We start from the raw sequence: 20,753 nt of genomic DNA, 5'->3' as shown, positions 1-20,753 counted from the left end.
ACTCACCACCCCTTTTTAATTTTTTACCAATACCTTAACTAGTGGTAATGTAAAGCTAAATATGCTTCCTTCATTTTCAAGACTTTCAACAAAAATCTCACCATTATGCTGGCGAACAATTTGTTTACAGATAGCTAAGCCAATGCCATGCGAATGCGCTTCATGAGTGTTAGTTGCTCGATAATAGCTATCAAAAATAAAGGGAAGATCACTCTCAGCAATACCAATGCCACTATCTGCAATCGAACAAAACAAGTGCTTGTCCTCTACATGGAAGGACAATTGAATACCACCATTTGATGTATATTTCATTGCATTGGTCATGATATTTTCAATCACTTGATTGATTCGCGTTTTATCAATCAGTAGCTGAGCTTCTTCATGACCGTAAAAGTGAGCACTGAATGTTAATCCTGATTGTTTTACTTCATCCTCATAACGGGTTGCCATTTGTAAAAATAATTCCTTTGCCTTTACCTCTGTAAAAGAAAATTCTGCTCTACCAGCTTCTAGATTTGCTAAATCAAACAAATCTTGAATTAAGTTATTTAATGATAATAGCCTTTCTTTACTTCGTATTAAATATTTCTTTCTGGCTACTGCGTCATCAATCACGCCCTCTAGCATAAGTTCTATATACCCTAATGTAGAGGTTAACGGGGAGCGTAATTCATGGGAAATACTATGCAAGAGTTTTTTACGTTCCAGTTCATTTTTTTCTAAACGTTCATTCATTTTTATCAAATGCCGATTCGTCTCATCTAGCTCCCTAGTACGCAACTGAACACGTTTTTCTAAATCTCCATATATTTTCGCATTTTCAAAAGAAACGGCAATTTGAGCCGCAATTACTTTCAATAGCTGAACATGAGATGGATGGAAGGCATTCGTCATTAAGGTATTCTCAAAATACAATATCGAAATAATTTCATTTTGATGGATAATCGGTAGGCAAAGAATAGATTTAGCCGTCGAATAGGAGAAAGGAGGATGCTGTGTTATTTGTGTATTGTCGATAATCACATGCTCTTTACTATTAAGAACATAGCGTATAATCGATTGCATATTCGCATTAAAATTCTCCATACTTTGTTGATCATACATCGTAAATGTTTTTTCCGCAGCTTCCGCCTTTGCTAACACCAATAATTCATGCTGCTGTTTATGAATGAAATAGCCACTATCTGCCCCCACATGCTTTAACAGTGAAAACAATATTTTATGCAGTAATTCTTCCATACGAATAGCTGTTGCAAATGATTGAGTCGTTTCAAAAACCGTCATCATATCAAACGTGAGTGATTCTCTACTGTGATTCTCCAGTTTGCGATGCACTTGATATTCTCTTGCCCATCTGCTAGCAACTGTTTCTGCTCCCCACGTTTCAATACTTTGAATACCATTCAATATATAATGCCTTGCCGTTTTCTTTTGCTGTTTTGCGAGATAATAGTTAGCAGCTCGTTCATATGCTAAGGCTGTATCCTGGACAAAACCATTCATACTTGCTAATCGTATTGCTCGGTCATAATAGAGTTCTGCCTCACTGTCGTTGTTGTGTAAACGGTAATTCTCTGCCATTAATAAAGCATAGAGATGCTCATAATTTTCTGAAGAATAAACAGCCCATTTCTTAAATTTCTTGAGGCTTTGACGTATATCCGTTAAAAATAACCTCTGCTCCTGTACCTGACAATTTTGACTATGCAGAAAGTGAAATTGCCACATGGCCCGATAAAAATAATAGACTGTGGTGATTGGTAATGTATAACTGTCCTTACTTAGCTTCTTTAATTCAATCAGAATCGCTTTCCCTTGTATTTCATCCGCTAATAAAAAGGACATTTGTAAACGCACTGTATAATGCATGATTTTAATAGCAGGCTGATCCTGTATTGTGATGGGACAAGCCCAATGTACAGGATGATGTGGAGAGCGGAGGATATTCATCCATCTCCCCATTTCGGCTAAAAAGTCAATCGAAAGGGTACTTGCATGAATAGAAAATTCCTCTTGTTGTCGTCTAATTTCTTGTTGTAAATCCTCTAGGTTAACACCCTGAATAAGGCGTATAGCGACAATAAAACATGATGCTGAGGATACTAAATGATATAAGCCAAGCTCTTGGCTTTTTGCTTGAGCCTCATTAATATATTGAATACTGGTTTCATAGGGCTCTGTCCAATGACTGATAAACACGCCATACACATAATAAGTATGGCCCTTGATATATATGCTTTCTTGGTTATCCGCAACAATGATGGCAAGTTTGCCAAAGCGAGTGGCTTCTTTTATATTGGCAAAACCTGCATTTAAAAGCATAGCATAGTTAATCAATACCATGCCGCTTTTCGATGTAGCGCCATACTTCAACTGTAAACGCAGCCCTTTCATTAAAAGAATGCCTGTTAAGTTAGGATTTAATAGGAAAGCACTTGCCGTCATATTAATAATTAAATGAATCAAAATATCAATTTCTTTACTATTCGTTGGCGGATGCTGAAACAAGTCTTGGTCAGACATATGTCGCAATGCCCATTTCAACAATAGATACTCTTTTAGAAGCTGTGACTTTTTAGGATATGCTGAAATTTTAAGATTCGCAACTTGAAAACCTGCCAAGCCTGCTTCTAGACCAATAGTAGGGTTATCGGACTCAATGTATAATACCGTTTTCAAATTGTTAATCATCAGTTTTTCTAATTTTGTCTCTGCGTGCTGCAAAGCTTCTGTTAAATGCATTTCCGATTGTTCGTAGTGGCCAGTTAAATATTCACATTCACCTAAATTTGCATATAATTTAACCGACTGTTCTCTCCTAGTCTCCCAATGATCAGGCGTCAATAGTTCTTTACTAGTTGTAAAAAATTTTAGCGCATTATCAAAGAGCCCTATTCTTTTAGCCTCAATACCGAGTTGATAATTCCAGATAGCCAGCTTTTGCTTTTCTTCCCCAGTCAATAAGTGGCGACTGTAATTGAAATGCATGACGATTTCGCTTAATCGATCATGATCTGCAGCCATTTGAGAGTCATCTGTTAAAAGCTGGCCAATTTGATAATGGTATTTAGCACGCAATTGCCCTGATAAGTCCTGATAAGCTACTTGTTGAATACGATCATGAACAAATCGGAATTTGGTAGAAAATGTATGTAAAATCCCTTCATGCTCTAACGTACTTGCCCATTTATAATGGGCATCTAACGGAATAATAAAGCCATTTTCAACAAGTGTTTCCAGGTGTTTTAATAACGCTTGAGCTGATAAGGACACGAGCTTTAAGACATCTGTAAATTCAAAGCGCTGACCAAAACATGCAACTATGCGTAAAATCTCATGGGCTTCTGTTGTTAAATTAGCCATTCTAGTTTCAATAAAGACAAGTAGCTCGTTGTTCAATCGGGATAAATTAAATTTCTTACGATTAAACTCCCATTCTTTTGTTGTTGCATTAAAATAAATTGTGTTATCTTGCTGGAGTGATCGAAACGCCTCTTTCACAAATAACGGATTCCCTTTGGTCAAATTAAATAATTGCTTGGCAATTATCTGTATGGTATGAGGCTTTGCCTGGAAAGATGCCTCCAACCATTGTTGAACATGTTGTTCCTGAAGCAAGGGTAAATGGATATGATGACCGCTCGAAAAACTAGAAGTTCTTTGCTGATTTTCCTCCTCTGCGCTGTCCTTATTCACTCGGAATGTACCAATCATCATAAAGTATCCTGCTCGGTGTTGCTCAAAAATTTGGGTCATAATTTCAACTGTACTTTGATTGGCCCAATGCAAATCATCTACAAACCATATAACTGGTTTCTTCTGCATAGCAAATGTTAATAAAATTTTTTGAATCGATATAAACGTATAGGAATGGAGCTGTTTTGTATTTTGGCTAACTTCTTTTTGGAAGTGTACTTCCTCCTTCACAAACCATTTAAGTTCAGGTAATAGATGGATAAGTTCATCTGTCACAACTAATTTAACCTCTTGAAATAATTTTTTCCATAAATGGACAGACCTTTCACCTTCCATATAAATAAATTTCAATAAACTCCTTAAAGGATGGATAACAATGGAATAGTCATTTTCTAATTGCAATTGCTCATACTTAGTTGTAATAAAATAGCCTTTTGCGGCCGCTATTTCACCCTTTAATTCTTGAACTAACTTGGACTTTCCATACCCTGCTTGTCCTGATATCGTAACCATCTTTTTGTCACCTTTTGCAACCTGACGAAAAACAGAGGAAAGCTCTGCGAATTGCGATTCTCTCCCATAAAGCTTAGTAGACAGTCCCGTATTCAGATGCAAATCCTGTTCACCAAGCAGGAAATTTTCAAGCGGTTCGTTTACTAAAAGTTTCTGTTGGATTTGTAGCAAATCCTCTCTCAAACCAATGGCACTTTGATAACGATCAGCTGGGTTTTTAGCTAATAGCTTTTCAATCATTTCCCAAAGCAATGAATGATAACGACTGTCTAAACTTACCAATGGTTCTGGTTTTTTTGTGATGATTTCATAAATCAAATCGACAGCATCCTTTGCTTGAAAAGGCAATTGACCGCCCAGTATTTCGTAAAAAATGGTCCCCAGTGCATATAAATCTGTCCGATAGTCTACCTCTAAATGAAGTCTGCCAGTTTGCTCAGGTGCATAATAGGGTAGCTGTTCTAGTCGTTCATAGGGATTTTCAATCACAACTGGAGATTCTACATCATATTTTGTACTAAATTCAGAGCTTAATAGTTTTATTTTTAAAGAATTAGGATTGATTAAGATTTGATTAGGATGTAGGTGTAGATAAAGTAAACCACTTTGTTGCATTTTCATACAAATATTGACAAGGTCAATGGCAATCTGGAGAAATTGATGCAAAGAAATCAAGTTATTACTGAATTGCTTTAAGGGGACTCCATTAAAATTTTCATAGATGATTGCATATTGATCATCTATATAATCAATAGCTATTGGCTTTAATAACCAAGGATTTTGCTCATTCGAAAACAAGGAAAATTCATATTGTAGTTTGGCTCTTGTCTCTGCTGAATTATGATGAACACTTTTTACCAGTACCAGTTTGTTAAACTTCTTCATATACATTCTCTGTAGATGCCAATCTTGACTAGACTGTAAAAGAATGCAATCGTTCATACACAATCCCTCCTCTTCTATGCTAGTTATTTATCATCTTTGTAACCGCTTTATATTTTTGCAATGCTACTCTTCGAATGAACAGATAGTAGCGTTTCTCAATAACTCCTCTTTACTTGTTGTAGTGTCGATCATAGTAGGACGGATATCCTTTACATAAAAAACACCAGTAAAGGAATACTTGCTCGTAGATTTTGATCGACTAGAAAGATGCAGAGGTTTTTGTTTTCGTATCTTTTGTTACTCTTACATTTTCATTTTCTAACATTACTTGTTCTTTAAGAACATCGATTGGATGTACGGGAATAAAAATTTTTGTAATGCTGTCAGAAATGGTATGTTGTTCAATAAGCTTATTATAATATTTCTCCAATAAATGCGCTTCGCCTTTTAATAAAGAAAATTTTGGAACAAGTGATCTGGTGTTTCTACATAATATGTAATCTGCTCATATCGTCTTTCTGTCCTTAATTCTGCTAGTGCAGGCTGGAATTTTGTCATTTCAATCCGTTCACTACATACCAAAGGATGGCTGTTGCTCTGTCATAGACTGTATTTGATTGATCTCTTCGTTATTGGAACTTCCATATAGCCCTGTTGAACATTGCGGTTTTTTAATCATGTACTAATTCGTGCTGTTATTACACTTCCCCTTTTATCTCAGGCATACAATTTTCTCAATCTTTCGCTAAAACAAAGCCCTCCTGTAAATCAATCATTCTCAGTACATTAAAACTATAAAATCCGAAGGTTAAAATTAGTTTAAATAGTATTAAAATCAATCAATAAAAAAATAGTCAATGTTTTGATCACAAAACATTGACTACTACTTTTTTATACTAATTTTAATGATGTTGACTCATTGCCATTCCTTCTACAAGCATTTGTCTAAATTCTTGAACCTGGTCTGCTTTAATGGCTATGTGACTATAGTGCTTCTTGATCCCTAGCATAAACGTTACTTCCACAGGCTCCTTCATTTTCAAAATAAAATGCGGATAGGCCTCACCAAAATCACGTGCTATAAAGTCTATCGTATCTTTTGATAATTTTCCCTCTAACCGCTCCTTGTCTTCGATGATTTCAGCAATATGATCAAAACGAATTTCAGTACGTTTCATTAATCCCAGAGATAAGTACAATGTATCATTTGTGACATAAACAGGATTTAGGCGAATAGCCTGCATATCCGCAAGAAAGAAGATTACTGAATAAATATTAAAAACAAGCAACACAATGGAAAGTATCATTGACTTTTCATGTAGCCACCAGTGAATACCAATCGTTTCAATAGCAATCCCATGAATAATCATGAGCTGAAAAGCGATATAGCTAGAATTTTTATGCAAAGATAAACCTTGTCGTTCTTGTCTTTTCCAACTCGCGAAACCATAATAAAGCACTAATAAATCAGCACAGATCATCTGAATAACTGGATGCTTGGGTGCATGTTGTTCTACAGCTTTTGAAAATGAAAAGAGATCTGGTAAAGAGCTTCTCCGCACTTCCCCTAGGATTTTTGGCAGGTATCGTACAAGTGTTGCCACTAGGATAATTTCTAATAGAATAATAGACCCTTCAATCGCAAAGCCAGCCCATGTCACTGCCACATAAGGCTGAAGGTGTTCCATAGGAATGATAAAACGTGCAGCAATACAGCCAGCTGCAGCTAATAGGATGGCTTGCTTTAATGAAAATTTACCTTTATAAAGCATAAATAGCACAGGCACCACCACAATACAGTCAATTAATGAGCCCATGACAACACCATTTGTTTCGATAGGTAAAAGGGATGTGCCAAATCCTGTATTATAGAGTGTATAGTTACTCGCTAATACCACTAATAATAAGGCTAGCCAAATATTTTGCTTACTTTTTAAGACCATCATTCACAATGCCCCCTCTCTACTAATAATTTTACTTTATGCCAAATGGTTCATCTTGTATAGAATTTGAGAATAAAAGATGGTCCTATTTCCATTCACGTTCAATTATTTTTCACACTTAAAAACTTCTTACGATAAACATGTGGCGGATAGCCAGTGTATTCTTTAAACTTTTCAATATAATAACTGACGGTACTAAAGCCTGTATTAACAGCTATTTCTGTTATCGATAGCTCATTACCCTTCAATAATTCTATGCTTTTGCGCAGTCGATATTGGCATAAATAGGTAAACGGTGTCATGCCCACTATTTTCTTAAAAAAACGACTACATTCAGCGCGACTTATATACACATGGCTAGCTAAATCTTCTAATGCTATTTTCTGCTGATAATGTGCATGTAAAAAATCTAGCATAGCTTTTGCTCGTTCATGCTGCACAATAGTGGCAGAATCCATTATTTGTTCTGTCAATAAGGATTGGGTTAGCATGGATTCCCAAATAAATAGAAGCTCTCTCCGTACCTTTAACTCAAAAAAAGCGGTTTGCTCTCGCATTAATTCCGCAATCGTTGCTACTTTCTGTGCCAACTCTCCTGTTAGTTTGACATAAGGTATTCGATTTCTTGTAATATACGGTTCTACATATTTTGAGAAAAAGATACTGCCCTCATGCCCCCCCATTAACTTTGGATCTACATTTACACAATAAACGATCGCTTGCTCAATTTGATAAGGCTTTGCTTCATGTAATCCAGAGGCATTAATAAAGAGCCCCTCGCCTTGGTTCAAAACAAAAACGTCGGTCCCCACTCGATACTGAGCACATCCCTTTTTTATCAAAACAAATTGTATTTCTTTATGCCAATGGAGAGGTAGAAAATCCATGCTTTCTAATCGCATAATCGTTTCATACAAGGCAACTGGAAATTCTTTTGTTCCATGCAAGGTTAATTCTTGTAAATCCTTGGCAATTTTAATATGTGTTAACGGCATCTCTAACACCTCAATATATTGATATTTTATTGGATTAAATCGATATTTATTTCCACTTAGTCACTTTATAATCATCTTATATTGATAGTTTAGGAGATGTAAACAGATGAATCAAATTATCCAAAATAAACGTACACTGGGCTTTCTACTAGTTATTCTTGGAGCAAGTTTCTGGGGAATCGGAGGGGCCGTTGCCCAACGACTATTTCAGCAGGACAATTTAGAGGTCGGCTGGCTTGTTTCTAGTCGTTTACTTTTAGCAGGTCTGTTACTAATAGCTATATATAAAATGACCCATCGGCATGAATCCATTTTCGTCATATGGCGCACAAAGCAAAATGCTTTTAGACAAATTTTATTTAGCCTACTCGGCATGCTTGCTGTCCAATACACCTATATGATGTCAATCGCTATTGGTAATTCAGCTGTAGCCACATTATTGCAATATTTAGCACCACTGTTTATCATGGCTTATTACTTTCTAACGAGGCAAAGTCCATTGACAAAGCAGGATGGTATAGCTGTGTCACTTACACTTGTGGGGACCTTTTTATTATTAACAAACGGTTCTTTTTCAACATTGTCCGTTCCTTTAATGGCTGTGTTATGGGGTATCTTATCTGGTCTTTCTGTTGCATTTTATACCATTTATGCCGTCCCACTTTTACGGCAATTCCATTCATTACTAGTTGTCGGCTGGTCGATGATCATCGGTGGTATAGTAATGAGTATAGCTCACCCACCATGGGCTATCGATCTATCTGATTGGACGTTTTCAACCATTGCCTATTTTCTCTTTATTGTTATTTTTGGGACAATGCTCGCTTTTTGGTTTTATATTGCTAGCTTGCACTATCTTTCACCAAAGGAGTCAAGCCTACTAGGTAGTCTTGAACCATTAATGGCTGTCATCACAAGTGTTTGGTGGTTAAAGATTGCTTTTGGTGGCTATCAGTTTATTGGTACATTGCTAATTCTTCTTATGATTTTATACCTTACAGTATTTCAGAAAAAGCAAGCTTGAAAACAGAAAATTAAGAGAGTTATGAATTTTAATAGTCAATACCTCCTATTACCGAGATAGTAATATATGAATTTATACATAAAATTTACATATTTTATCTATCTTTTCTCCTTATTTGTCTACTATACTGAACATAACAACAGATATAAGGAGGTATTTTATGGATAAAAAAGTTATTTTTTTCGAGGTGGAAGGCGGCACAGATAAAGGCCCAGATGGCTATCGCCCAGATACAATGCCAATGGTGGAAGCGCTACAGCAACGTGGACAGGATGCAGAGGTACTCTTCTTTGATATCACAAAAAAGCAGGAAATCTTTCACTATGTTAAGGAACATGGTATTGCCTATGTATCTCGCATTAACCCAGGCAACTTACAGCATGAGGAAGAGTACTTTGCTATGCTACGCGAGCTATGCCAAGCTGGCGTTATAGGGATGCCACATCCAGACGCCATGATTAGCTATGGTTCAAAAGACGTATTATCAAAACTGACGACAACAAATTTAGTACCTGATGATACATTTGCCTACTACACAATCGAAGCATTCAAAAAACAATTCCCTACTTCCTTAGCTTTAACAGAGCGTGTTTTGAAGCAAAATCGTGGTTCAACTGGAGAAGGTATTTGGCGTGTAAAATTGGTGGAACCGCTAGCAGAGGGTATCACTGAAGTGCCACTTGATGCACAAATCAAATGTACTGAAGCAAAAGATAATCATGTAGAATATTGGCAGCTTGGCGACTTTATGACATTTTGTGAGCAGTATATTACAGGGACGAATGGTATGTTAATCGATATGCGCTTTCTTCCAAGGATTACAGAAGGCGAAATCCGCTTATTCATGTTGCGCGATCATCCTGTACACGTCGTACATAAAAAACCAGCTGCTACCGAGGATGCCTTTAGTGCAACTCTATTCTCTGGCGCTCAATATCGCTATGACAAACCTGAAGACTGGCAAGAGCTGGTACAAAACTTTTTAAAGCAGCTCCCTCAAGTAACAAACCTACTAGGCAATTATGATTTACCGCTAATCTGGACAGCCGACTTTATGCTAGATACCAATGAAGTCGGAGAAGATTGCTATATTTTAGGTGAGATGAATTGTTCTTGTGTTGGCTTTACTTCAGAACTAGCATTAGCGCATGAAGTAGCAGAAGAAATTTTAGCTTGTTTAAAAGAGCATACTGAGGCTATTGCGCAATAAAAAAAGTGCGATCTTTAGGGATCGCACTTTTCATATATAAATCTTAATTCCTTGTATAAATTCATAGATAAAATAACAAGCAAAACCAATCAATAAGAATCCTGCGACAATGGTAAATGTCCTAATCATCTTCCGATTCATAGCTTTACGAGTAACCGAGACAATGGTCAGCAAACCGATATCGTGGAGTAAAATTCCACTTAAAACACCAGCAGCAATAATTAAAAAGCTCGTTGACTCCCCTTGTCCATAAGATTTTGCTAGCACCACACCAAATACGTTGACCCAAAAAACAAGATTACCAGGCGAAATGGCCACTAGTAAGCCGTTAAAATAAGAGGCAAAAAACGATTTGGTTACTTTTTCTCCTGCCAATGTAATATCATGGTCAGCGTTCTTGATAGAATCATAGCCTAACAAGAATAAAAAGCCCGCTCCAATAATCCACATAGGTAGTTGAATTAAAGGCATAGCCAAGATGGAAGCTAGTCCCATATACAAAGCAAAAACCAATACAATATCAATGGTCATGCCACCAAGTCCAACTGCCCAGCCGTGCATAAAACCATTTTTGAGTCCTTGCTTTGTCATTTCTACTGTAATAGCTCCTACAGGCATGGCAATGGCAAGTCCTACCAATACATACGCTACATATAAACTCAAAAAAACACTTCTTTCATGTCATCGATAAGCTTCATACGTCCGTTTATGGTTTCACTATAGCATAATTATACTTGAAAGGAAATAATTATTAATAGATACCTGTTAGAGCATTTGCTTTTTCCATTGCGCTAACAAATCTTTTGACTTCTCCAAATCCAATTTCAATGTGACCTGCTTAGCTGTACAACGTTTTTCAGCTTTCTCCCATGCTTCTTCCAAGGCAGGTAAATAGCTTAAATTTTTTGTCGCTGCTACTAGCTGGAAAAATATATTACCTTGAATATAGTGCCAACGAGGATTCATTCCATCTAGGAGTATTGCTTCTTCAATCAGTCTTAATGCCGAATAAGGGCTACCTTCGTGACGATTTAAAAACTGTGCAAATGCTCCCCAATACAATGCCTTATTAGGCTGCAATTTGATTGCCTCCGCATACTGTACTGATGCCTTATCCTGTTCTTTTGCAAGGACATAATATTCTGCCATTGTATAGTAGGCGTTCGCCTGCGCTTCTATAGGTCCTGCTAATAATTCATCGACCACTTTACCAAATTGCTCATCATCCTGACTACCTATATAAGCTGCGAGAACATCTCGTTCTGGATATGAACCATCTATACGTTCCACACTTTGCTTTGCTTTGTCATCAGTAGGCTGAGGCATATTTGCATACCCATTTGCCTCTAGCATTGCCACATGCTGCTGAATGACTTGATAGGCCTCTTCTGCGATCGCTGTATCATTGCCCAATATTTCTTTGGCTAGTTGATAACTTTCCTTTACTTGACCACTCAAAAATAAGTCATTGACTTGTTGAACTTGCTCGTTCATTTGTTTTACCACCATTAAAATCCTCACCTTCGCAAAAGAAAAATCTTATTGCTAGTTTACCATTTAAGTAGTATTAGCAAAAGCCAACATGTCCTAATCTTTCTATTATTCTTTTAATTTAAACGCCTTTACATGCTGTTCGAGTGTGTGTGCCATGTGATTTGTTTCATTAGAGCCATGTGCCACCTCATCAATGCTTGCAGTTGTTTGCTGTGCTGCGACAGTAATCATATTCATCGTTTCTTCTATATCACGAATAGATTCTGTTAATTGTTGAATCATCTGCACAATACGTGTAGATTTTTCGTTTTCAGCGGTCATAGCATTAGAAATGGTAATCATTTCTTCTACTGTGGCAGCCACTGCTGTAGAAATATTTCCTAAAGATTGTGCGGTTAGACGTACTGTCTCTGTTCCTTTTTCAATATATTGCGTATTATCATTCGTAGATGACATGACCTGCTGCACATGCTTCATTATATCCTGAATAAGCTGTTCAACTTGCAATACCTCTTGATTAGATTGCTCAGCAAGCTTCCGTACTTCCTCAGCAACAATAGCAAAGCCTTTGCCATGCTCCCCTGCTCTAGCCGCTTCAATGGAAGCATTCAGTGCTAGCAAATTTGTTTGTGATGCGATGTTTGCAATAGACGTTGTAATCGTTTGAATTTTGGTTGCAGATGTAACCAAGTTTTCTACTGTTTGTTGTACCTCACCCGATCCGCTGTGGATTAATGCCATATCATTGCTTATATCTTTTGCTAGTCGCTCACCCTCTGTTGCTAATTCCATCGTTTGTCTAGCATTATCAGCACTGTTATTGGTATTGCTTTGAATCATTTGAAGGTCCTGCGCTAAAGAAGTAAGAACATCTGTCGCATTTTCAGCATGGTGCATCCCTGCCGTCACGGCACTTGTTACCTCTTCGATATTATTAGCGACACCTTGAATGGTATTGCTCATATCGTTCAGGGTGGAAGCGGTTTCATCTGCGTTATTCGTTAAAGTGTTAGAAGTGGAACGCATCGTCATAATCATATTTTGTAAATTAGCTGTCATTCGATTTAATGTATTCGCTAAATCCGCTACTTCATCTTTACTGTTAATTTTTGTTTCAGGTACAGCTAAATTACCATTGGCAATTTCTTTCGCCTGCTGAATCAGCACACTAATCGGTCTTACTTTACGACGAATTAAAAAGCCTGTAATGATGGAAGCAATTAGCATAGGGAAAATACTAATTAAAATCCCATTTCGTACAACATCCCATGTTCGCTCCTTCACGATATTAGCATCAAAGTCGATGACACTAATGGCAATAATTTCTTTACTGGAATCATGGTCTTTAAAAATAGGGGCATAGCCAGATAAACGGTCCATCCCTGCATAGGTATAAGGCTGTGAATATGTTGGATGCTTATGTGTAAGCAACATATCAATAGCTTCTTTATCTAAATAAAATTGATCACCAGGGGCATAACCTTTTTCAGCCAAATGATCATCAAGCGCTAATAATGTGCCATCCAACGATAAAATATATTGTGTTTGGAAAATATCTTTATGACCTGTTGTCCAGTTCAAATCGTTCCCAATGCTTTCCTGTACAGCCTTGTCGCCTTGAATGGCCTTGTCCAATTGTTGCGGATTGATCAAACCTGTCGTAATATTGGCACAGCCATAGGCCTCAACACCAGCAGCATCATAAAGTTTATTGTAAGCAGTTATGTATGTAGCGAACGAAGTAATCCCTAGCATCACCACTAAAATACCAGCGATAATCGTCCCAAGTTGAAAAGTTAATGAATTGCGTAATTTCACGATCCATCCTCTCCCCTTTCTTGTAATAATCTATGAATATTCCTTTTGTGTTTCATCATACTACAAAAAGATGTATTAAAAAAGCATCTTTAATTATTCTAGTAAGATAAAAACATTGGAAAAAGTTCTGAATTGTGCGATAATTGAAGTTAATTATCTTAAATCCTGAGCATTACCAATTCATCTAATAGGAGGGCTTGCTATGAATAAACGCTTTCATCTAGTATCGATTGTTACAGGCAACTTGTTAACAATAGGGGCCATTTTTATTTATGCCATGCAAAGTCAAGTGGGAGTAGCCCTCAGTACGTATGCTCTTGTGATGGGTTTTTTTAGTACTTTGCTTGTGATTTTCTTCTATATATGGGGGGAAGAAAAACAACAAGTATCCAATCGTTTTCTGAAATAATATGCATCATTTTCCAGTACACAGATTTAATGTGGTTCCTTCCCTTTCTATATGTAGAGGGATTTTTTTATGTAAAGTTAGTAGAAATGATTTAGTAGATGGTATCAAATCGTCAATCGGAAGAGATACTATGTCAAAACATTCATTTAGAAAAATATTTACTTGATGTCGTAGTATCGTGGATAAATTGTGATGAAACTTCACCAATTATTTAGGTCTATACAACAGCAATTTTTACTAAAATGGCGTTGTAGATTTATTCATGATTCCCTTCTTTTCCGAGGCATTCCCCTCCGTATACGTCTAATTGTTGTAGAAAAATAAAMTTTTTTGTWKAAAWTTTTAAAACRATGATTGAGTAGTATATCAATTTTCTGTATAATCAGCTTGTTTGACAATACTTTATATGAACTTGGGGGTAGACAATTGGGTAAAGCATTGATTATCGGAGCTGGCGGAGTTGCCAGTGTTGTGGTACACAAGTGTGTTCAAAATTCGGACGTATTTGAGGAAATTTGTATCGCAAGTAGAACTGTTTCAAAATGTGACGCTCTAAAAGAAAAACTAGACGGCGGAAAAACAAAAATTCATACTGCACAGGTAGACGCAGACAATACAGAAGAGGTTATTGAGCTTATTAAAGCTTTCGGACCAGATGTAGTGATTAACGTGGCTCTACCTTATCAGGACTTAACGATTATGGATGCTTGCTTAGCGACAGGTGTGCACTATGTGGATACTGCAAACTACGAGCCACCTGAAACGGCAAAATTTGAATATAAATGGCAATGGGCTTATAAAGAGAAGTTTGAAAAAGCTGGCTTAACTGCATTACTTGGAAGCGGTTTTGACCCAGGTGTAACAGGCGTTTTCACAGCTCATGCACAAAAACATGAATTTGATGAAATCCACTATATCGATATCGTGGATGCCAATGCGGGAGATCATGGATATCATTTCGCAACAAACTTCAACCCAGAAATTAACATTCGTGAAATTACAGCGAATGGTCGTTACTGGAAAGAAGGCGAGTGGATTGAAACTGCACCACTTGAGAAAAAAGAAGTGTATAACCTACCTGAAATCGGACCAAAAGATATTTACCTTCTATACCATGAAGAGCTTGAATCCCTTGCAAAAAATATCAAAGGTTTAAAACAAATCCGCTTCTGGATGACGTTCTCTGAAAAATACTTAACACACTTAAAAGTGTTAGAAAACGTAGGTATGACATCAATTGAGCCAATCGAATTCGAAGGGCAAATGATTCAACCAATCCACTTCCTTAAAGCGGTATTACCAGATCCAGCTTCACTTGGACCACGTACAAAAGGTAAAACAAACATCGGTTGTATCATTCGCGGTCTAAAAGATGGCAAAGAAAAAACGTACTATGTGTACAACGTATGTGACCACGAAGAGTGCTACAACGARGTKGGWTCACAAGSGATTTSTTACACAACTGGCGTACCAGCTATGATCGGTGCAATGCTTGTGATGAACGGTGAATGGCGTAAACCAGGTGTATGGAATGTGGAAGATTTCAATCCAGATCCATTCATGGATGCACTAAATAAATGGGGTCTACCATGGCAAGAAAGCCATAACCCAGAATTATTAGACCTTGATTTAGATGCAAAGGAATTAAGCCGATGAAACCAATTGATTTTTCAAAAGTTCCATCCCCTTCTTATGTAGTGGATGAGCGATTATTAACAAAGAATCTTGAGCTTTTAAAATCAATTCAAGATCGAACAGGCTGCCGCATTTTATTAGCCCTTAAAGGCTTCTCTATGCATTCAACATTCCCACTAGTAGGGGAATATTTAGCGGGCATTACATCTAGCTCACTGCATGAGGCACGTCTTGGCTATGAAAAAATGGGCAAAGAAGTTCACGTTTATGCACCTGCTTATATTGAGCATGAAATGGACGAGCTTCTAGGCTATGTGGATCACATCGTATTTAACTCATTTAACCAATGGGCTCAGTTCAAGGATAAAGTTAAATCTGCTGGTAAAACAATTGAATGTGGTATTCGTGTGAATCCTGAATACTCTGAAATTGAAACAGCTCTTTATGATCCTTGTTACACAAACTCTCGCCTTGGTACAACATTGGCTAACTTTGATAAATCACAGCTTGATGGTATCGATGGCTTACACTTCCATGCGATGTGTGAACAAAATTCTGATACATTAGAGCGTATTATTGAAGTAGTTGAGGAAAAATTTGGTGATGTTTTACACCAAATGAAATGGTTAAACTTCGGTGGCGGTCACCATATTACACGTGATGATTATGATGTAGAAAAACTTGTGAACATCATTAATTATATTCAAGAAAAGTATAACCTGCTTGTTTATCTTGAGCCAGGTGAAGCAGTAGCCCTTAATACAGGCTATTTAGTAGCAACGGTGCTAGATATTCAAGAAAATGGAATGGATCTTGCTATTTTAGATACATCAGCAACATGTCACATGCCTGATGTACTTGAAATGCCTTACCGTCCAATGATTATTGGTTCTGGACAAGCAAATGAATTAGCACACACATATCGCTTAGGCGGACTAACATGTCTAGCTGGTGATGTGATTGGCGATTATTCGTTTGAACAGCCATTAAAACCAGGTGATCGTCTTGTATTCACAGATATGGCTCATTATTCAATGGTGAAAAACCATATGTTTAACGGTGTCAACTTACCATCTATCGTTTCTTATAATGATGAAGAAGGTATTAAAGTCATTCGTGAATTTAAATTCGAGGACTACAGTGGTCGACTGTCCTAATACTCATGGACAAGCCCTTTCCGTTTAACACTGGCAGGCCTATATTTCTGGACGCATGTTACTCCATTTTCCCTCGTAATGAATGTATCCTCATTGCATCGCATCGATTTTTCAATCCTGTTGCTGAAAAACTATAAGCTGGTCATTCATCAAGGCCTCTCCTTTATCATCAACAGTAATATTTTCCCCTTCCTCTGAAGCGCCTGTTTCTACACCAATTACAATTGATTTATTCACAGTGGAAGCATAAGCGATTTCATGTTCTACAATAGAGATAATATCTTTTGCAGCATCACGATAGGCCATGATCGTCACACTATCCGTATGGTCAATGACCCAATCAGCTAATAACCCTTTTCCAAATTGGTTATTATACTGAACTTCATCAAACCAAAATGGCATATCTACTTCTAAAGTAAGTTGTAACTGACTTGCTTTCTCACTTGCTTTCATTATTAGTGTTTGATAGGATTCTATCGTTTGTGCTTGATGTAAGCTCCATCCACTATTTAAATAAGGTTCTACATCAAGATGAACCCCAGAAAATTGCTCAGATTCAGTTGAATTCTCATTATATGTATGTAACCAATTAAACAATTCGTCTTGGCTTCGACTACCCTCAGCTGAAACCCAGCTTGCAGCACCATCCAATGCATAAATGCGAATACCTCTGTGAGAAGCGTTACTAATAAAATGCTTATAGTCATTGCTCGCTATGCCTTGATCGATTTGCAGATAAACTTTATTGACATCGTTATGTTCTAAAAATAATAATATTTTTTCTTGGTCATCAATGATGAGGGATGTATCCCACAGCCAAGTAGCCTTTTCCTGTATAGACATTGCATCAACCTTTCCACTTGATAAAGCTAATGAACTAATCATGATGACGATTAGTGCGGTCCATACTTTTAATTGTCTCTTCATACGAACTTACTCCATTCTACTCGCCACGGCTCCTAGAACAGAACCTGGCAACCTGACAATCTTGCACTGAAATTATAGTGTTTAGACTCATGGCTTTGCGTCCCTCCCTTTCGGTGAAGTTTGCCTTTTTCAGTTTTTTCTTAATCATTATCATACGCGGTTAGCAATTGTTTGTCTGTAGGTATAATGCATAATTGTCACATGTATGATCAGGTAAAAACGACAAAATACAGGTTAAATTTACTATTCAAACATAAAAAAACGTAGAGTACTTAAGCCTCTACGTTTTCCTTTTCATTTTCAAGCATTTTGTGTAAATAATCGATAATTTCTCGAATGCCCTCTAATGAATTAACCAGTATTTTTGGATCAACATATGTTATCATTCGATTTTCAAGATTAGCTACCGCAGTAAAATAGCGTGTTTTACTATAATTGACTAGACCCAATTGCTGAAGTACTGATTCATCGAAATCAAGAATTTCACGTGCTTCTGTAACAAGTAATCCATAATTAACAACATCTGTATTCAACACAATGATACGAGCAGTTGCTGTATTCGATGAACGATTGTACAGTATGCGTTCAAAATCAAGAACAGGTACAAGCTCACCGCGAATTCTTGTAAAGCCTAGAAGATAGTTAGGTAAATGAGGAATAGGTGTTACTTGCTCTAATTTTTCAATTGAAATCGCTTGCTCCACAGGCACAGCATACTCCTCTGTCCCACAAGCAAAAACGACTGCTTTGACACTTTCCATAGGGTCACATCCTTATTCGACTGTTAGTTTTTCGCCGATTCTTTGACGATTTCTACTAGTAAATCTGCTAATTTTTCAAGTTCTTCTACTGGTATTTTTTCATTTGTTGTATGGATATCCTCGTATCCAACAGATAAATTAACTGTAGGAATACCAAAGCCTGCGATGACGTTTGCATCTGAGCCTCCACCAGAAATGCCTAGTGTCGGTGTACGATCAATATTGCGTGCAGCTGCCATAGCTACCTGAACTACTTTATCCGATTCCGTTACACGGAAGCCTGGATACATCAGCTTCACTTCTACCTCTGCACGTGCGCCTAAAGAAGCAGCTACTTGTTCAMACGTATCTTKCATATGCTTTGTTTGCGCATCCAMTTTAGCTTTGTCTATAGAGCGTGCTTCTGCAAGGATTGTCACTTCGTCACAAACAATATTCGTCGCTTGTCCACCTTCAAAACGCCCAATATTCGCTGTCGTTTCTTCATCTAAACGACCTAGTTTCATTTGAGCAATGCATTTTGATGCGACTGTTATGGCAGAAATGCCCTTTTCAGGAGCAACCCCTGCATGTGCCGTTTTTCCAATAATCTTTGTAAAAATTTTCGCTTGGAATGGTGCTGCTGTCACGATACCACCAACTTTGCCATCGCTATCAACCGCAAATCCATATTTTGCTTTAATGTTAGCTGGATCTAACTCTTTAGCGCCAACAAGGCCACTTTCTTCACCAGCCGTAATAATAAATTCAATATCGCCATGTGCAATATTTTGCTCTTTCAAACGTTTGACCATCTCAAATAGAGCAGCTAGTCCTGCTTTATCATCGGCACCTAAAATCGTCGTACCATCTGATACGATATAGCCATCCTCACGCAAAGACGGTTTAATGCCTTTTCCTGGAACGACAGTATCCATATGAGAAGTGAAATAGATTGGCTCTACATCCAGTGTGCCTTTTAATGTGGCAATAATATTACCTGCCCCATGTCCATTACGCGTATGTGCATCGTCTTGAATCACTGAAAATCCAAGTGCAGTTAACTTATCTACAAGAATTGGTGCTATTAGTTGTTCATGTTTTGTTTCGGAATCAATTTGTACGAGCTCAAAAAACTCTTCTACTAAACGACTTGTCATGTTGTAAAACTCCCTTAGTTTACGTGTATTTCCACGTTATAGTATATGTATCATTTTAGCACAACGTCAGAAGAGTTGAAATCATTGAACAATAATACCAAAATAAAAAGTCTGAGAAAAATCTCAGACTTTCCCTAGTCATTGAAAATAAGCTCTTTTTCTTTTTCTAATGATTGTWRGTAGTTKACAGCTTTATTATGTTTATCCTGTAAGCGCCAAATCGTATTATGTACATCATCTTGAACACGTGAGACCTGTTCCCTTGCTGTCGAGATTTTAGAATGAACAGACCATGCTGAAAAAATATCATCAAAAAAGTAATCAGCAAACTTAACAAACCCATCTGTTTCAATATGCAGCGATTTCGTAGACATTTCATGAACATCTAATAATTCATTATGAAACCTTTGTAACGCAATTTGAGCACTATGTAAATAGTTTTCAGACTGATCGAGTGCATCATGCTTTAAGTGCGTAGCAATCAGCCCACCGCCAAAAAATGTATCCCATGTGGAATATCCATTGGCCGAATGTAATGAAGCTGCTGCTTGCCCTAGCCTTGTAAGAGCTACTTCTCCCGCTTCCTCCACCTCTTTAATTTCTCTAATGAGCTGCTTTGTTAGCATTTCCTCATGTGCTAAATGCTCTAGCCTTTCTGCTTGGGCAGCATCATGAATCTGTAAATACTTCTTCTTTTTAAGGTAGACCTGTTGAAGTGATTGCTGTAGCGCATTTTCATCAATCTGGGCAAGCTGATTCATCACTTGCACGTTGTCCTCTGCTAAATCATTTTGCATTTTCTTTGCTTCATTCAGCTTTAATTCAAGTACTGCCGCCTTATCAATTTTTTCTGCCCTCAGTTCATCTTGTTGCCCTGTCCATGTACGAATCATATTCATAAACGAGAAACCATCCAATTTATCAAGTTTGGATCGAATTTGGTGGAGTGCTGCTGTATGAGTGTCTATTTCCTGTTGTGTATGTTTAATTTGCCCATCAATTAACTGATTTTGTTCGTTTAATCTAGATGCTTTTCTAAGTTGTGCATGAATCTTTTCTTGCTCTGTTTGTAATTGCTGCCATTCCATTCATCTCAACTCCTCATATCTATCAGTACGGATGACAAACAAAAATGTTTCACTTTTTG

Annotated in this window: 16 protein-coding genes and 1 riboswitch; of the genes, 5 read left to right on the top strand and 11 right to left on the bottom strand. The window is 37.3% G+C overall.

Annotation, left to right across the window (positions count from 1 at the left end; all coding sequences use genetic code 11):
- Positions 1–15: 15 nt before the first annotated feature.
- From ACHZEU_RS23165 to ACHZEU_RS23150, 4 genes are all read right to left on the bottom strand, one after another.
- A complete protein-coding gene (locus ACHZEU_RS23165) occupies positions 16–5,151 on the bottom strand; it encodes an ATP-binding protein (protein ID WP_279495433.1) in 5,136 nt (1,711 codons plus the stop codon).
- 202 nt (positions 5,152–5,353) lie between these two features.
- Positions 5,354–5,524: a hypothetical protein gene (locus ACHZEU_RS23160; protein WP_233732034.1), complete on the bottom strand. Its 171-nt coding sequence runs from the start codon at positions 5,522–5,524 to the stop codon at positions 5,354–5,356.
- Between the two features lie 472 nt (positions 5,525–5,996).
- Positions 5,997–7,040, bottom strand: coding sequence for a beta-carotene 15,15'-monooxygenase (locus ACHZEU_RS23155; protein ID WP_279495436.1), 1,044 nt, complete (start codon positions 7,038–7,040; stop codon positions 5,997–5,999).
- Positions 7,041–7,138: 98 nt separating this feature from the next.
- On the bottom strand, positions 7,139–8,032 hold the full coding sequence (locus tag ACHZEU_RS23150; protein ID WP_112118334.1) for an AraC family transcriptional regulator: 894 nt from the start codon (positions 8,030–8,032) through the stop codon (positions 7,139–7,141).
- Positions 8,033–8,138: 106 nt separating this feature from the next.
- On the opposite strand from ACHZEU_RS23150, the gene ACHZEU_RS23145 reads away from it, so the two are divergent.
- Positions 8,139–9,056 carry a DMT family transporter gene (locus tag ACHZEU_RS23145; protein ID WP_279495437.1) on the top strand — a complete coding sequence of 306 codons (918 nt, stop codon included), beginning with the start codon at positions 8,139–8,141 and terminating at the stop codon, positions 9,054–9,056.
- A gap of 160 nt (positions 9,057–9,216) precedes the next feature.
- Positions 9,217–10,266 (top strand): Cj0069 family protein, encoded by a 1,050-nt coding sequence (locus ACHZEU_RS23140; RefSeq protein WP_048392318.1) that lies wholly within the window; start codon positions 9,217–9,219, stop codon positions 10,264–10,266.
- A 30-nt stretch (positions 10,267–10,296) separates the two neighbouring features.
- Here ACHZEU_RS23140 and ACHZEU_RS23135 read toward each other — a convergent pair whose 3' ends face one another.
- From ACHZEU_RS23135 to ACHZEU_RS23125, 3 genes are all read right to left on the bottom strand, one after another.
- A complete protein-coding gene (locus ACHZEU_RS23135; protein ID WP_048392317.1) occupies positions 10,297–10,929 on the bottom strand; it encodes a LysE family translocator in 633 nt (210 codons plus the stop codon).
- Positions 10,930–11,031: 102 nt separating this feature from the next.
- Positions 11,032–11,775 (bottom strand): hypothetical protein, encoded by a 744-nt coding sequence (locus tag ACHZEU_RS23130; protein WP_103118403.1) that lies wholly within the window; start codon positions 11,773–11,775, stop codon positions 11,032–11,034.
- A 90-nt stretch (positions 11,776–11,865) separates the two neighbouring features.
- Positions 11,866–13,578 carry a methyl-accepting chemotaxis protein gene (locus ACHZEU_RS23125; protein ID WP_054549178.1) on the bottom strand — a complete coding sequence of 571 codons (1,713 nt, stop codon included), beginning with the start codon at positions 13,576–13,578 and terminating at the stop codon, positions 11,866–11,868.
- 202 nt (positions 13,579–13,780) lie between these two features.
- Here ACHZEU_RS23125 and ACHZEU_RS23120 point away from each other — a divergent pair, with 202 nt between their 5' ends.
- From ACHZEU_RS23120 to nspC, 3 genes are all read left to right on the top strand, one after another.
- Positions 13,781–13,987, top strand: coding sequence for a hypothetical protein (locus ACHZEU_RS23120; RefSeq protein ID WP_054549177.1), 207 nt, complete (start codon positions 13,781–13,783; stop codon positions 13,985–13,987).
- Positions 13,988–14,413: 426 nt separating this feature from the next.
- A complete protein-coding gene (locus tag ACHZEU_RS23115; protein ID WP_404803810.1) occupies positions 14,414–15,643 on the top strand; it encodes a saccharopine dehydrogenase family protein in 1,230 nt (409 codons plus the stop codon).
- On the top strand, positions 15,640–16,779 hold the full coding sequence (nspC, locus tag ACHZEU_RS23110) for a carboxynorspermidine decarboxylase (RefSeq protein ID WP_004231219.1): 1,140 nt from the start codon (positions 15,640–15,642) through the stop codon (positions 16,777–16,779). The genes ACHZEU_RS23115 and nspC overlap by 4 nt, the downstream gene beginning before the upstream one ends.
- 111 nt (positions 16,780–16,890) lie before the next feature.
- Here nspC and ACHZEU_RS23105 read toward each other — a convergent pair whose 3' ends face one another.
- The 4 genes from ACHZEU_RS23105 to ACHZEU_RS23090 all read right to left on the bottom strand — a co-directional run bounded on the left by ACHZEU_RS23105 (position 16,891) and on the right by ACHZEU_RS23090 (position 20,694).
- A complete protein-coding gene (locus ACHZEU_RS23105; protein ID WP_404803809.1) occupies positions 16,891–17,706 on the bottom strand; it encodes an amidase in 816 nt (271 codons plus the stop codon).
- Between the two features lie 43 nt (positions 17,707–17,749).
- Positions 17,750–17,841: riboswitch (cyclic di-GMP riboswitch) on the bottom strand.
- Between the two features lie 137 nt (positions 17,842–17,978).
- Positions 17,979–18,467, bottom strand: coding sequence for a chemotaxis protein CheW (locus ACHZEU_RS23100; protein ID WP_004231214.1), 489 nt, complete (start codon positions 18,465–18,467; stop codon positions 17,979–17,981).
- A gap of 23 nt (positions 18,468–18,490) precedes the next feature.
- Positions 18,491–19,606, bottom strand: a complete 1,116-nt coding sequence (locus tag ACHZEU_RS23095; RefSeq protein ID WP_404803808.1) for a M20/M25/M40 family metallo-hydrolase — start codon at positions 19,604–19,606, stop codon at positions 18,491–18,493.
- A gap of 134 nt (positions 19,607–19,740) precedes the next feature.
- Complete coding sequence (locus ACHZEU_RS23090; protein ID WP_404803807.1) at positions 19,741–20,694, bottom strand: hypothetical protein; 954 nt, start codon at positions 20,692–20,694, stop codon at positions 19,741–19,743.
- Between the last annotated feature and the right edge of the window lie 59 nt (positions 20,695–20,753).

The sequence above is a fragment of the Lysinibacillus sp. S1 genome (assembly GCF_044986265.1).
GTDB classification, from domain to species: Bacteria; Bacillota; Bacilli; order Bacillales_A; family Planococcaceae; genus Lysinibacillus; species Lysinibacillus capsici.
The sequence above is the reverse complement of the archived record's forward strand: the minus strand, read 5'-3'. Positions and strand labels throughout refer to the sequence as shown.

Excerpts from the sequence above, each read along its gene's own strand:
- ACHZEU_RS23165 (WP_279495433.1), bottom strand. The coding sequence starts at position 5,151 with ATGAACGATTGCATTCTTTTACAGTCTAGTCAAGATTGGCATCTACAG.
- ACHZEU_RS23155 (WP_279495436.1), bottom strand. The coding sequence starts at position 7,040 with ATGATGGTCTTAAAAAGTAAGCAAAATATTTGGCTAGCCTTATTATTA.
- ACHZEU_RS23150 (WP_112118334.1), bottom strand. The coding sequence starts at position 8,032 with ATGCCGTTAACACATATTAAAATTGCCAAGGATTTACAAGAATTAACC.
- ACHZEU_RS23145 (WP_279495437.1), top strand. The coding sequence starts at position 8,139 with ATGAATCAAATTATCCAAAATAAACGTACACTGGGCTTTCTACTAGTT.
- ACHZEU_RS23140 (WP_048392318.1), top strand. The coding sequence starts at position 9,217 with ATGGATAAAAAAGTTATTTTTTTCGAGGTGGAAGGCGGCACAGATAAA.
- ACHZEU_RS23130 (WP_103118403.1), bottom strand. The coding sequence starts at position 11,775 with ATGGTGGTAAAACAAATGAACGAGCAAGTTCAACAAGTCAATGACTTA.
- ACHZEU_RS23120 (WP_054549177.1), top strand. The coding sequence starts at position 13,781 with ATGAATAAACGCTTTCATCTAGTATCGATTGTTACAGGCAACTTGTTA.
- nspC (WP_004231219.1), top strand. The coding sequence starts at position 15,640 with ATGAAACCAATTGATTTTTCAAAAGTTCCATCCCCTTCTTATGTAGTG.
- ACHZEU_RS23105 (WP_404803809.1), bottom strand. The coding sequence starts at position 17,706 with ATGAAGAGACAATTAAAAGTATGGACCGCACTAATCGTCATCATGATT.
- ACHZEU_RS23100 (WP_004231214.1), bottom strand. The coding sequence starts at position 18,467 with ATGGAAAGTGTCAAAGCAGTCGTTTTTGCTTGTGGGACAGAGGAGTAT.